At 67.6% G+C, this 13,076-nt stretch carries 11 protein-coding genes and 1 pseudogene; 4 read left to right on the top strand and 8 right to left on the bottom strand.

Features of this window, described 5'->3' with window-relative positions:
• Positions 1 to 72: 72 nt before the first annotated feature.
• Positions 73 to 1,158 carry a tRNA preQ1(34) S-adenosylmethionine ribosyltransferase-isomerase QueA gene (queA, locus tag GGC47_RS15255; protein ID WP_142020830.1) on the top strand — a complete coding sequence of 362 codons (1,086 nt, stop codon included), beginning with the start codon at positions 73 to 75 and terminating at the stop codon, positions 1,156 to 1,158.
• A 109-nt stretch (positions 1,159 to 1,267) separates the two neighbouring features.
• Here queA and GGC47_RS15250 read toward each other — a convergent pair whose 3' ends face one another.
• Entirely contained in the window at positions 1,268 to 2,302 is a 1,035-nt protein-coding gene (locus tag GGC47_RS15250) for a purine-nucleoside phosphorylase (protein WP_142020831.1), read from the bottom strand.
• A 189-nt stretch (positions 2,303 to 2,491) separates the two neighbouring features.
• Here GGC47_RS15250 and GGC47_RS15245 point away from each other — a divergent pair, with 189 nt between their 5' ends.
• From GGC47_RS15245 to GGC47_RS15235, 3 genes and pseudogenes are all read left to right on the top strand, one after another.
• Entirely contained in the window at positions 2,492 to 3,154 is a 663-nt protein-coding gene (locus GGC47_RS15245; protein ID WP_113253097.1) for a tetratricopeptide repeat protein, read from the top strand.
• A gap of 146 nt (positions 3,155 to 3,300) precedes the next feature.
• Positions 3,301 to 4,698, top strand: a complete 1,398-nt coding sequence (gene der / locus GGC47_RS15240) for a ribosome biogenesis GTPase Der (protein ID WP_142020832.1) — start codon at positions 3,301 to 3,303, stop codon at positions 4,696 to 4,698.
• Positions 4,698 to 4,817 (top strand): annotated as a pseudogene (locus GGC47_RS15235) (FAD-dependent oxidoreductase); the annotation flags it as partial. The gene der and the pseudogene GGC47_RS15235, both read left to right, overlap by 1 nt.
• A 188-nt stretch (positions 4,818 to 5,005) precedes the next feature.
• On the opposite strand, the gene GGC47_RS15230 reads toward GGC47_RS15235, so the two are convergent.
• From GGC47_RS15230 to GGC47_RS15200, 7 genes are all read right to left on the bottom strand, one after another.
• Positions 5,006 to 5,689: a tetratricopeptide repeat protein gene (locus GGC47_RS15230; protein WP_370954224.1), complete on the bottom strand. Its 684-nt coding sequence runs from the start codon at positions 5,687 to 5,689 to the stop codon at positions 5,006 to 5,008.
• Positions 5,690 to 5,846: 157 nt separating this feature from the next.
• Positions 5,847 to 6,587 (bottom strand): SDR family NAD(P)-dependent oxidoreductase, encoded by a 741-nt coding sequence (locus tag GGC47_RS15225; RefSeq protein ID WP_142020835.1) that lies wholly within the window; start codon positions 6,585 to 6,587, stop codon positions 5,847 to 5,849.
• 14 nt (positions 6,588 to 6,601) lie between these two features.
• Positions 6,602 to 8,074, bottom strand: a complete 1,473-nt coding sequence (gene purF / locus GGC47_RS15220; RefSeq protein WP_112762120.1) for an amidophosphoribosyltransferase — start codon at positions 8,072 to 8,074, stop codon at positions 6,602 to 6,604.
• Positions 8,075 to 8,119: 45 nt separating this feature from the next.
• Positions 8,120 to 8,737, bottom strand: a complete 618-nt coding sequence (locus tag GGC47_RS15215; RefSeq protein WP_038367659.1) for a CvpA family protein — start codon at positions 8,735 to 8,737, stop codon at positions 8,120 to 8,122.
• A gap of 107 nt (positions 8,738 to 8,844) precedes the next feature.
• Complete coding sequence (gene radA, locus GGC47_RS15210) at positions 8,845 to 10,245, bottom strand: DNA repair protein RadA (protein ID WP_113253102.1); 1,401 nt, start codon at positions 10,243 to 10,245, stop codon at positions 8,845 to 8,847.
• Positions 10,245 to 11,372 carry an alanine racemase gene (gene alr / locus GGC47_RS15205; RefSeq protein WP_142021068.1) on the bottom strand — a complete coding sequence of 376 codons (1,128 nt, stop codon included), beginning with the start codon at positions 11,370 to 11,372 and terminating at the stop codon, positions 10,245 to 10,247. The genes radA and alr overlap by 1 nt, the downstream gene beginning before the upstream one ends.
• The gene (locus tag GGC47_RS15200; RefSeq protein ID WP_038367653.1) at positions 11,372 to 12,859 is read right to left on the bottom strand and encodes a replicative DNA helicase; all 1,488 of its coding nucleotides are present in this window, start codon (positions 12,857 to 12,859) and stop codon (positions 11,372 to 11,374) included. Before GGC47_RS15200 ends, alr begins: the two co-directional genes overlap by 1 nt.
• Between the last annotated feature and the right edge of the window lie 217 nt (positions 12,860 to 13,076).

The following is a 13,076-nucleotide window of genomic DNA, read 5'->3' as shown; positions in this document are numbered from 1 at the left end:
GGGAGATGCGGCGCCAGCCGCGCTCGACGCCCGGAATGAGGGCTCTTTGCGTTTGAAGAGAGATGTAGACCGATGGATGTCGGCCTCTTCGATTTCGATCTGCCCGAGGACCGTATCGCGCTGAGGCCGGCAAGCCCGCGCGATGCGGCGCGTCTGCTCGTGGTGCGTCCTGACGCAGCCCAGCCCTTCGCCGATCTCGGCATCCGTGACCTGCCGTCCCTGCTGCAGCCGGGCGACGCGCTCGTTCTCAACGATACCCGTGTGATTCCCTCGCGCCTGCGCGGCCGGCGCTATCGCGGCGAGGATTCGGCACGCGTCGAGATCATGCTGCACAAGCGCGAGAGCGAGGATCGCTGGCGCGCCTTCGCCCGCCCGGCCAAGAAGCTGGCATTGGGCGAGACCGTCATGTTCGACGCGGACGGCGCCAGCAATGCCTGCGAGCTCGGCCGCCTGCAGGCCGAAGTCCTGGAGAAGGGCGAGGGCGGCGAGGTCGAGTTGCGCTTCAGCCTGACCGGCGCCTATCTCGACGAGGCGATCGCGCGGCTCGGCGAATTGCCGCTGCCGCCCTATATCGCCGGCAAGCGGCCCGCCGACCACGCCGATGCCAGCGATTACCAGACCTCCTACGCCCGTCATGAGGGTGCTGTCGCGGCGCCGACGGCTGGCTTACATTTCACGCCGGAGCTGTTCTCAGGTCTCGAAGCACGCGGCGTCTCCCGCCATTTCGTCACGCTGCACGTCGGCGCCGGCACCTTCCTCCCGGTCAAGGCTGATGACACCGACGAACACCGCATGCATGCCGAATGGGGCACGGTCTCGGCGGAGACGGCGGCCGCGCTCAACGCGGTGAAGGCGAGGGGCGGGCGCATCGTCGCCGCTGGCACGACCTCGCTGCGCCTCCTCGAAAGCGCGACCGGCGAGGACGGGGCGATCCGGCCCTTCTCCGGCGACACGGCGATCTTCATCACGCCGGGCTATCGCTTCCGCGCGGTCGACGTGCTGATGACCAATTTCCATCTGCCGCGCTCGACGCTGTTCATGCTCGTCTCCGCCTTCTGCGGACTCGACGTGATGAAACGCGCCTATGCCCATGCGATCGCTGAGCAATACCGCTTCTACAGCTATGGCGACGGCAGCCTGCTGTTCAGGGCGGGCTGACCGCAGCCGTCATGCTCGGGCTTGACCCGAGCATGACGGAAACCAGTGCTTTCTCGTCTTGAGATCTCGGGTCCGCGCTTCGCTTCGCCCGAGAATGACGCTTCCAGTCTCAGTTCCCCGGCAGCGGCGGCACGCCCTTCTGCCATTCCGGCCAGTCCGTCACGATGTGATCGACCACGCGCGAGCCGGCCGCTTCGATATTGGCGACGGTTTCGGCGAAGCCGCCGGCGGTCTGACCCGGCGCCGGGTCGAGATGCTGCAACGTCGTCTCGTTCGGGTTGCCCTGGTCGAAATTGACCGCGCCGCGCAGGCTCAGGACACGGTCGGTGCCGAATTGGCGCTTGATCACCAGCGTGATCGCCGCCGCCTCCATCTCGGTGATGACATAGTCGTCGGCGCCGTAGAGCTTGGCGATGTACTGGGCCTCCTTCGACAGGCCGGGGCCGTGGAAGAAGGTGTCGCCGGTCATATGCGTGCCGGTCGTCACGGCCGGCGCAGCCTGCGCGCGCTTCTCCGGATAGCGCATGCGGTATTGCCGCGCCGCATCGGAATCCTGCAGGTTGGTGCCCTGGCTCAGCTTGACGGCCCAGCCGACCAGCGCCGGGTTGAGCTGGAAGACGCGGTAGCTCTCATAGCCCTTGCGCGGCATGAAGACCGGCTCGCCCGGCTTGCCTTCCTCCGGCGCCCAGCGATGGCCGAGATCGTAATCGACGAGCCAGCTCGCCCAGGAGACGTCGCCGATGGTGCCGCGCGAGGGCGGCGTGCCGGCGACGCCGCTCAGGATGAAATAGGCCTGCGAGAAGTCATAGGCCGGATCGAGCAGGATCGCCTGCATCGAGGAGGAGGAGTTGACTTTGCCCATGCCGAGCACGGCCCCGCAGACGCCGTCATCGTTGCAATAGATCGGCTTCAGCGCGCCTTTGACGGCATGGGGCGGGCTTTTCATCCAGTAGCGCTCGTACCAGTGCTGGAATTCGCCGGCGCGATCGCCCGTATTCTCGCCGATCTCGAACATCGCCGCGACGAAGACCTTGACCTTGACCGGCTCCGAGGCGGCTCTCGCCGGCAAGGTGACGGTGCCAAGGGCAAGGGTGGCAAGGGCGAGAGCAGCCATGCCGTAACGCGAAATGATGTTCTGAGCCATGTCGGCCTCCGCAGCGGCGATCTGCCCGCTTTCCAGCGAGTCACAGCAAGCCTCGTGCCGTGTTCTGCCATGGCGGCGGCCGGGCCGTCCATGTCGATGCTGCAATCTGCGACGCCACGGTCGTTGAACCGGCTCGCATTCCGGCCGTGAAAATGCTACCGGGCTCCCAACAGGGATTTTGACAGTCAAATGGCCGATATTTTTCGCGAGATCGATGAGGAAGTCCGCCGGGACAAGGCGGCGCAGTTCTGGAAGAAGTACGGCTGGGCCGCTGTGGCGCTGGCCGTGCTTGCCGTCATCGGCATGGCCGGCTGGCAGTTCTGGCAGCACCAGCAGAATCAGGCAGCGGCGGCCGTTGGCGCGCGCTTCGAGGCGGCGCTGAAATCCTCGCGCGACGGCGATAGCACCCAGGCTGAGTCGATCCTGAAGGAGCTCGCCGCGGGTGCACCGGCCGGCTATCGCGAGATCGCCCGCTTCCGTCTCGCCGCCGAGACGGCCAAGAACGATCCCGCCGCCGGCGCCACCGCCTTCGACGCGCTCGCCAATGACGGCTCGCTCGACCAGAGCTATCGCGACCTGGCCCGGCTGCGCGCCGGCATCCTGCGCGTCGATCTCGTTCCCTATGCCGAGATCAAGCAGGCGCTGGAGCCGCTGGCGACGCCGCAGGGCATCTGGCGCCATTCCGCGCGCGAATTCCTCGGCGTCTCGGCCCTGAAGAACAACCTCTTCGAGGATGCCGGGCGCTGGTTCGACGCCATCGTCACCGATCCGGCGACACCGCAGGCCGAGCGTCAGCGGGCCGACCTCTACCTCGCGCTGGTCCGTGGCGGGCCGGTGACGGTGCAGAACTAGAAAAAACCCTTATCATCGCGCGCGTCATCCCGGCGACCGCAGGGAGACCCGGGATCCATGCCTGAGCGTTTCCAGCTAAGGTTCAGGCAATGGATCTCGGCTCTGCGCTTTGCGTGGCTGGGATGACGACGGAAGATGTGAAGCGAATGACAGCCATCGTTGCCCTCATCGGGCGCCCCAATGTCGGCAAGTCGACCCTGTTCAACCGGCTCGTCGGCAAGAAGCTCGCGCTGGTCGATGACCGCCCGGGCGTGACGCGCGACCGCCGCGAGGGCGACGCCTCGCTCGGCCATCTGCGCTTCAAGGTCATCGACACCGCCGGTCTGGAAGAGGCCGACAAGGATTCGCTTCTCGGCCGCATGCGCGCCCAGACCGAGATGGCGATCGCCCAGGCCGATGTCGTCGTCTTCATGATCGACGCCCGGCTGGGCCTGACGCCGATGGACCAGCCCTTCGCCGAATTGGTGCGCCGCTCCGGCAAGCCGGTGATCCTGCTGGCCAACAAGGCCGAGGGCAAAAAGGGCGCGGACGGCATCATCGACGCCTATTCGCTCGGGCTCGGCGATCCCGTGCCGTTCTCGGCCGAGCATGGCGAGGGCACTTCGGATCTGCTGGAAGCGCTCGCCCCCTTCATCGACGACGAGCCCGATGAGGATGGGGAAGAGAGCGAGGCCGCCTGGGAGAACGTCGCAGGCGAGGGGACCGAAGAGGATATCGATCCGGACCGGCCGCTGCGCGTCACCATCATCGGCCGGCCCAACGCCGGCAAGTCGACGCTGGTCAACCGCATGATCGGCGAGGAGCGGCTGCTCACCGGCCCTGAGGCCGGCATCACCCGCGACACCATCTCGGTCGACTGGGAATGGCGCGGCCGCAAGGTCAAGCTCTTCGACACGGCCGGCATGCGCAAGCGCGCCCGCATCGAGGAGAAGCTGGAGAAGCTCTCCGTCGCGGATTCGCTGCGCGCCATCCGCTTCGCCGAGGTCGTGGTCGTGCTGCTCGATGCGACCATTCCTTTCGAGAAGCAGGATCTGACGCTGGTCGACCTGACCGAGCGCGAGGGCAGGGCCGTCGTCATCGGCCTCAACAAATGGGACCTTGTCGCCGACAAGCAGGGCCTGCTCGCCGAACTCAAGGAGAAGGCCAACCATCTGCTGGCGCAGGTGCGCGGCGTGCCGATCATCCCGCTCTCGGGCCTCGCCGGCGAGGGCATCGACCGGCTGATGCAGGGCGTGTTCTCGGCCTATGAGGTGTGGAACCGCCGCGTCTCGACCGCGCGCATCAACCGCTGGCTCGAAGGCGTTCTCTCGGCCCATCCGCCGCCGGCGGTGGCCGGGCGCCGCATCAAGATCCGCTACATGACGCAGGCCAAGGCCCGGCCGCCGACCTTCGCTCTGTTCGGCAATCAGCTCGACCACCTGCCGGTGTCCTACACCCGCTACCTCGTCAACAATCTGCGCGAGGCCTTCGAGCTGCCGGGCACGCCGATCCGGCTGCATACGCGCGGCGGCCACAATCCTTACGACAAGGAACGCAAGGGCTGATGCGTGTCGCGGTCGTGGGCGCCGGCATCGCCGGTCTTTCGACCGCCTGGTCGTTGAACCGGCGCGGGCATGCGGTGACGCTGTTCGAGCAGGCACCGCAGATCCCCAACCACTACGCCGCTTCCGGCGACCAGCACCGCGTCCGCCTACACCTTCACCGCCGACAAGAAGTTCCTCTCGCGGCAGATCGGCCGGGTCACGGTCGTCTCGGCCTGTTCGGGCCACGGCTACAAATTCGGCGCCGCCGTCGGCAGGCGGGTCGCTGCGGCGGTCGAGAGCGGCGATCAGGCCGGGTTGCTGCGCTGGCTCAGGGCCGAGTGACGCCGGCTGGCTTGCCCGCGTCGCGCGCCGAGAGCTCCTCGGCCTTCGCCTCGTCTGCCCGAGCCCCGTCCTCGTCTTTTGCGGCATGCCGGGCCGCGGCGCGGAACCGGTAATTCGCGTCCGATTCGGGCGCGAGACGGATCGCCTCGCTGAAGTCGGCGATGGCACGGGCCGTGTCGCCTCTGTTGAAATAGGTCAGGCCGCGGACCGTGCGCGCCTTTTCCAATCCCGGGGCGAGGGCGACAGCGCGATCGAGATCGGCGAGCGCCTTGTCCGCTTCACCGAGCGAGGCCTGGATCGAGGCGCGCGTTACGAGGAACTCTGCTTGCGCAGGGTCGAGACGGATGGCGGTGTCGAGATCGCTCAAGGCCCGCGGAAGATCCCGCATGTAGAATAGATGGGCCTTTCCGCGCTTCCAGAAGGCGACCGCGAGCGTCGGCGCAAGCGCGATGGCGCGGTCGTAATCGGCGAGCGCTCGCGCGTAGATTGCGCCCGTTCCCGGCGCCAGCAGGTCTGCGCGATCGAGCAGGGCCGCGGCGAGCGCGTCACCTGCGAGACCGCCCTTGTCGATCAAGGCATTGCAGGCCGCCAGAGCCCGGTCATGGCGGGCGATGCTCTCCAGCGGATCGAGGGCCGCTTCCGTGAGGCCGGAGCGACAGGTTTGGCGCAAGTCCGAAATGGCCGGGCGAGGAGATGCCGCCCCGTCATCGGCAAGAGCATGCCCGGTGGTCAGGACCATAGCCGCGCCGAGGGCCGGGAGGGAAAGCGGACGCCAGACGAAACCTGCGAGCATTCTGCCTCCGATGGTCGGGAGCGGCGAGACGCTCTCAGGCCGGCATCTGCGGCGCCAGCACCTTGCCTTGCGGGAAGTCGAAGATCTTGCCGCTGTCGGCCCAGTCCGGCGAGGCCAGCGTGACGAGATGCGGCGCGAGATCCTCCGGCGTCTTCAGCGTCGCCGGGTCTTCGCCCGGCATCGCCTCGGCACGCATCTTGGTGCGCAGCGGGCCGGGATTGACCAGCATGACCTTGACCGGGGTCGTCGCCGTCTCAGCCGCATAGGTGCGCCCCAGAGCCTCCACAGCCGCCTTGGAGATCGAGTACGGCCCCCAATAGGCCAGGCATTTATGCGCCGCGCCCGAGGAGAGCAGGATGACGCGTCCAGCGTCGGAAGCGCGCAGCGCCGGATCGAGCGACTTGATCAATCGCCAGTTGGCCGTGACGTTGATGTCGAGCACCTTGGCCCAGTCCTTCTCGGTCACGTGGCCGAGCGGGGAGAGGGAACCGAGAACGCCGGCATTGGCGAGCAGGATGTCGAGCTTGCCCCAGCGCTCCAGCAGCGCAGGACCGAGCTTCTCGAGCCCGCCCGCATCGGCGAGGTCGAGCGGCACCAGCGTGGCGCTGCCGCCGAGCGCGTTGATCTCGTCGTCCAGTTCCTCGAGCGCGCCGGTGGTGCGGGCGAGCGCCACGATATGGGCTCCGGCTGCGGCGAAAGCCAGCGCCGCCGCGCGACCGATGCCGCGCGAGGCGCCGGTGACGAGCGCGATGCGCCCCTGCAAAGGCTTGGACATCAGACGCCGCCGGTTCAGCCGGCTTCGGCCAGCAGGGAGATCTGCTGCTTGGCGCTCTCGCCGATCACGTCGGTCAGCGAGGTCGGGTAATCGCCGGTGAAGCAGTGGTCGGTGAATTGCGGCCTCAGCGGATCGCGCCGCTCATGGCCCATGGCGCGATAGAGCCCGTCGACCGAGATGAAGGCGAGCGAGTCGGCGCCGACGAACTGCCGCATCTCCTCGAGCGAATGCGTCGCGGCGAGCAGCTTCTCGCGGTCGGGCGTGTCGATGCCGTAATAGTCGGGATGGGTGATCGGCGGCGAGGAGATGCGGAAATGCACCTCGCGGGCGCCGGCCTCGCGCATCATCTTGACGATCTTGAAGGAGGTCGTGCCGCGCACGATCGAATCGTCGACCAGCACGATGCTCTTGCCTTCGACCACCGAGCGGTTGGCCGAGTGCTTCAGCTTGACGCCGAGCTCGCGGACCTTCTGCGTCGGTTCGATGAAGGTGCGCCCGACATAGTGGTTGCGGATGATGCCGAGCTCGAAGGGGATGCCGCTCGCCTGCGCATAGCCCAGCGCGGCCGGCACGCCCGAATCCGGCACCGGCACGACCACATCGGCATTGGCGGGGGATTCCTGCGCCAGCACGGCGCCCATCGCCTTGCGGCGCTCATAGATGCTGCGGCCCTTCACGATGGAGTCGGGCCGGGCGAAGTAGATGTATTCGAAGATGCAGGGCCGTTCCGCGATCGGCGGGAAGGGCTTGTGGCTTTCGATGCCGCTCTCGGAGACGATAAGCACCTCGCCGTTCTCGACCTCGCGGATGAACTTGGCGCCGATGATGTCGAGCGCGCAGGTCTCGGAGGTCAGGATCGGACAGCCGTCGAGCTCGCCCAGCACCAGCGGGCGGATGCCAAGCGGATCGCGCGCACCGATCAGCTTCTTGTTGGTCATGCCGACGAAGGCATAGGCGCCCTCGATCTGGCGGATGCCCTCGACGAAACGGTCGACGAAATTCTGCTTGCGGCTGCGCGCCACCAGATGCAGCAGCACCTCGGTATCGGAGGTCGACTGGTAGATCGCGCCGTCGCGCACGAGGTTGCGGCGCAGCGTCAGCCCGTTGGTGAGGTTTCCGTTATGCGCCAGGGCGAACCCGCCGCCATGCAGCTCGGCGAAGAGAGGCTGGACGTTGCGCAGGATGGTCTCGCCCGTCGTCGAATAGCGGACATGGCCGATCGCCTGCTTGCCCTTGAGCTTGTCGATGACGCTCGCTTCCGAGAAGGCATCGCCGACGAGGCCGAGCCGCCGTTCCGAGTGGAAGCGGGTGCCGTCGAAAGAGACGATGCCCGCCGCCTCCTGCCCGCGATGCTGGAGCGCATGCAGGCCCAGCGCCGTCAGCGCCGCGGCATCGGCATGGCCGTAGATCCCGAAGACGCCGCATTCCTCCCGCAGCCGGTCGGCGTTGGGATCGAAGGCGGTCTCCGTCTCGGTCGGCGAGATCATGGCGAGCTCCACACGGGGTTTAGAGGCGAACTTTCTACGCGCTAATTAGGGACGGGTTGGGGCAGGCGCAACGGGCGCCGGCGTGCCCGGAGCGCGGGGCTCCTCTGCGGGCGCTTCGGGCGCAGCCTCGGTGCCGGGCTTCTTCAGCAGGTTCTTGATGAAGTCGGCATTCACGTCCTGCGGCAGCATCGCGATCAGCGAGCGTCCGGTTTCCTCCAGCATCGGCTTGGCCTTGGCCTCCTTGGCCCAGACCGGCATCTTCTCGTTGCCGACCAGCGCCGCGAAGAAGACATAGCCGATCACGGCCAGCAGCAGCCCGCGCGCCGCGCCGAAGACGAAGCCCAAGGTGCGGTCGAGCGCGCCGATGCGCGAGTCGAGCACGAAGTCGGAGATGCGCGCCGTCAGCAGCGAGACGACGATCAGCGTGCCGAGGAACAACAACGCGATCGAGGCGACCAGCGCGATCGTGCCCTGCGCCGAGCTTGCCGGAATGTATTGCTGGATGAAGGGCACGAGCTGCGGATGGAACACCCAGGCGACGGCCGCCGCGGCGATCCATGAGACGATGGCGAGCACTTCGCGGGTAAAGCCGCGGACCGCGGCCAGCAAAGCCGAGATCAGAACCACGCCGATGACGACGAGATCGAGAATGGTGACAGGCATTGGGAAGGCCGCTTTGCTGATGACTCACGACGGCCGGCCCGCCGACGGACCACCGTTTCGGTTTTGCTATACGCGTTCCTCGCCCCTGCGTCACCCTGCCGGCGATGTCATTTCACACTCTTGCGTGGCGCGCGGGCGGCGATATCGGCAACGAGTTCCGTCACATGGCCGAAACGGCGCAGCGACAGGCCATTGCCGTCGCCATGATCGGCACCGCCCGCCGGCATGAGCGCCGCCTCGAATCCGAGCTTCGCCGCCTCCCTGAGTCGCGCCGCCGCGACCGAGACCGGCCTGACCGCGCCCGACAGCGCGATCTCGCCGAAATAGACCGCCTCCTGCGGCAGGATCGCACCCGTCAACGAGGAGACCAGCGCCGCCGCCACCGCGACATCCGCCGCCGGCTCGTTGACGCGCAAGCCACCCGCGACATTCAGATAGACGTCGTGCTGGCCGAGTCTGAGGCCGCCGTGGGTTTCGAGCACCGCGAGCACCATGGCGAGCCGGCTGTTCTCCCAGCCCACCACGGCGCGCCGCGGCGTGCCAAGCGCGGTCGGCGCCACCAGCGCCTGGATCTCGACCAGCACCGGCCGCGTGCCCTCGATGCCGGCGAAGACGGCCGCGCCCGGCGCCGGCTGGTCTCGGCCCGCGAGGAACAGGGCGGACGGGTTGGTGACCTCCGACAGCCCCTTGCCGGTCATCTCGAAGACGCCGATCTCGTCGGTCGCGCCGAAGCGGTTCTTCTGGCCGCGCAGGATGCGGAACGAGTGCGCCCCTTCTCCTTCGAATGAGAGAACGGCGTCGACCATGTGCTCGACCACGCGCGGGCCGGCGATCTGCCCGTCCTTGGTGACATGGCCGACCAGGATCAGGCAGACGCCGCTGGTCTTGGCGTAGCGGATCAGCGCCTGGGCCGAGCCGCGCACCTGCGTCACCGTGCCGGGCGCACTTTCGACCTCGCCGGACCACATGGTCTGGATCGAATCGATCACGACGAGGGCAGGGCGCTCACCCTGGCCGAGCGTCGCGATGATATCCTCGACATTGGTTTCCGCCGCCAGATCGACCGGCGCCTCGGCCAGCCCCATGCGCTCGGCACGCAACCTGACCTGCCCGGTCGATTCCTCGCCCGAGACATAGACGACGCGCCGTCCGCCCAGCGCCAGCGCGGCGCAGGCCTGCATCAGGAGCGTCGATTTGCCGATGCCGGGGTCGCCGCCGATCAGCAGCACCGAGCCTGGCACGAAGCCCCCGCCCGTGACGCGATCCAGTTCGCCTATGCCTGAGACGATGCGCGGCGCGTCCTGCGTCTCGCCCTTGAGCGTCTCCAGCGCGAAGACGCGGCCCCGCGCCCTCCCGCCGGACGAGGGGCGCCCGCCGCCCGGAACCGGCGCCGCTTGCGCTTCCTCGACGAGCGAGGACCATGTCCCGCAGGCGTCGCACTTGCCCTGCCAGCGGTGATAGACGGCCCCGCAGGCCTGACAATGATAGGTCGGGCCGCGCTTGGCCATCAGCCGCCCAAATACCGCCGCTGATAGCGCCGACCCAGGCTGGTCAGGATCTCGTAGCCGATCGTCTTGGCGCCGGCGCCGACGGACTCCAGATCGAGTGGCCCGCCGATCAGCGTGACGCTTGCGCCGCGCTGGGCGGCGCCCGCGGGCGCATCGGTGACGTCGATGATGATCAGGTCCATCGAGACCGAGCCGACGAAGGGGCAGGCCACGCCGGCGACGAGGGCCGAGCCGCCGGTGATCGTGTCGGTCCAGCTCCCGTTGCGCGGATAGCCGTCGGCATAGCCGAGGCAGATCGTGGCCAGCTTGCGCTTGCCTTTGGCGGTCCAGCGGCCGTTATAGCCGACCTGGGTCCCATCCTCGACCTCGCGGGTCTGGATGATCGTCGCTTCGAGCCCGATGACGGGCTGCATCGGGTTCGGCCGGCCCGGCGTCGGATTGCCGCCATAGAGCGCGTAGCCCGGCCGGGTGAGCTGGTAGGACGGGCAGTCCTTCAGGAAATGTCCGGACGAGTTGAGGAGCGAGGCCGGCAGCTCCGGGAAGGCGGCGGCGATCTCGGCGAAGGCGGCGATCTGGCGGGCATTGGCCGGGTCGGCTTCGTCCTCGGAAGAGGCGAAATGGCTCATCAGCAGGCCGATATCGGCCGCGGCGAGGGTGCCCGATTTCTCGCGGGCGAGGTTCAGCCCCTCGCCGGGCCAGAGCCCGAGCCGGTTCATCGCCGTGTCGACGTGCAGCGCCGCCGGCCGGACTTTCGCGCCGGTCTGCCGGAACGAGGCCCATTCCAGCAATTCCTCATGCGAGCCGAGCACCGGCGACAATTCATGCTCGGCATAGATCCCGCCGCTTCCGGGCAGCAGGCCGTTCAGGATGTAGACCGTCGCCCCGGGTGCGACCTTGCGGGCGCGGATGCCTTCGGAGAGATGGGCGACGAAGAAATTGCGGCAGCCCGCCCGGCTCAGAGCCGTTACGGCCGGCTCGATGCCGATGCCGTAGGCGTCCGCCTTGACGACGGCGCCCGCCTCCGTGCCGGCGCGCTTGCCGAGAAGCCGCCAGTTCGAGACCAGCGCATCGAGGTCGATGGTCAGTGTCGCGCCATAGGCGCCGGGTTCAGGCGTTTCGACAGACATCATTCACGGTCCGGGAGGCGAAGGTCGTCGGCGCGGTCGGAGAAGCGCGTCACATCGGCGTCGAACTGGAGGGCGATCGTCCCGGTCGGGCCATGGCGCTGCTTGCCGATGATCAGCTCGGCGACGCCATGCGCCGCCTCCATCTCGATCTGCCATTTGTTGTGTTCTTCGGTGCCGGGGCGCGGCTCCTTGCCCTTGAGGTAGTATTCGTCGCGATAGACGAACATGACCACGTCGGCGTCCTGCTCGATCGAGCCGGATTCGCGCAGGTCCGAGAGCTGCGGGCGCTTGTCGTCGCGGCTCTCGACCTGGCGCGAGAGCTGGGACAGCGCGATGATCGGAACCGAGAGCTCCTTCGCCAGCGCCTTCAGGCTGGTCGTGATCTCGGTCAGCTCCTGCACGCGGTTCTGGCTGTTCTTGGAGGAGCCGGACAGAAGCTGGAGGTAGTCGATGAAGAGGACATCGAGCCCCTTCTGCCGCTTGAGCCGCCGGGCGCGAGCGACGAGCTGCGCGATCGAGATGCCGCCGGTCTGGTCGATATAGAGCGGGATTCGCTCGATCTGCGCGGCGACATCGGTCAGCCGGGCGAAATCGGCCTCGGTGATGCGGCCCTGCCTGATCTTGTAGGAGGAAATGCCGGACTGCTCGGCGACGATACGGGTCGCGAGCTGGTCGGACGACATTTCGAGCGAAAAGAAGGCCACGACGCCGCCATCGACCGTCTTGATCGTCCCGTCCGCCTGCCGCTCGCCGCGCCAGGCCTTGGCGATGTTGAAGGCGATGTTGGTCGCCAGCGAGGTCTTGCCCATGGCCGGGCGGCCGGCGAGCACGATCAGGTCGGAGGGCTGCAGGCCGCCCATGCGTTGGTCGAGATCGCGCAGGCCTGACGAGATGCCCGACAGGCCGCCGGCGCGCTGATAGGCGCTCGCCGCCATGTCGATGGCGAGACGCAGCGCCCCGTCGAATTTCTGGAAGCCGCCTTCGTAGCGGCCCTTTTCGGCGAGTTCGTAGAGCTTGCGCTCGGCTTCTTCGATCTGCTCGCGCGGCGCCATCTCGACGGGGGCGTCATAGGCGACGTTGACGAGGTCTTCGCCGACGCCGATGAGCAGGCGGCGCACGGCGAGTTCGTAGATCGTACGGCCGTAATCGCCGGCGTTGATGACGGTCGTCGCCTCGGCGGCCAGTCGTGCGAGATACTGGCTCGGCGTGATGTCGCCGAGATCGAGGTCGTTGACGAAGGTCTTGAGCGTGATCGGCGTCGCAAGCTTGCCGGAGCGAATCAGGCTGGAGCTCAGCTCGAAGACGCGCTGGTGGATCGGCTCGAAGAAATGGTCCGGCAGCAGGAAGTCGGAGACGCGGTAGAAGGCGTCGTTATTGACCAGGATCGCGCCCAGCAGCGCCTGCTCGGCCTCGATGTTGTGAGGCTGGACGCGGTATTCCGCCTCGCGGTTGTCGAGGCGAGCGACGAGGGCTGTAGCGGTGGCCATGGCCGTCCCGATAAATCGATGCTGATTGATACTTCAAGCCGACATTCGGCCGCTGGATACGAAACGCGCGGCGGCTGATTCGGAAGACTCTTAGATTACCACCCCGCCATCTCCTGCCAGCAGCGTGATGCGTGATCCACCCCTTTGCACAGGCCACGGAACGAAAAAGGCGCCGTGTTGCCACGGCGCCCTTGACTCGTCGTCCGAGCGGTTCGGC

The sequence above is a fragment of the Allobosea sp. OAE752 genome (genome assembly GCF_050433265.1).
In the GTDB taxonomy this organism is placed as follows: domain Bacteria; phylum Pseudomonadota; class Alphaproteobacteria; order Rhizobiales; family Beijerinckiaceae; genus Allobosea; species Allobosea spartocytisi.
This window is presented reverse-complemented; position numbering and strand designations above follow the sequence as displayed.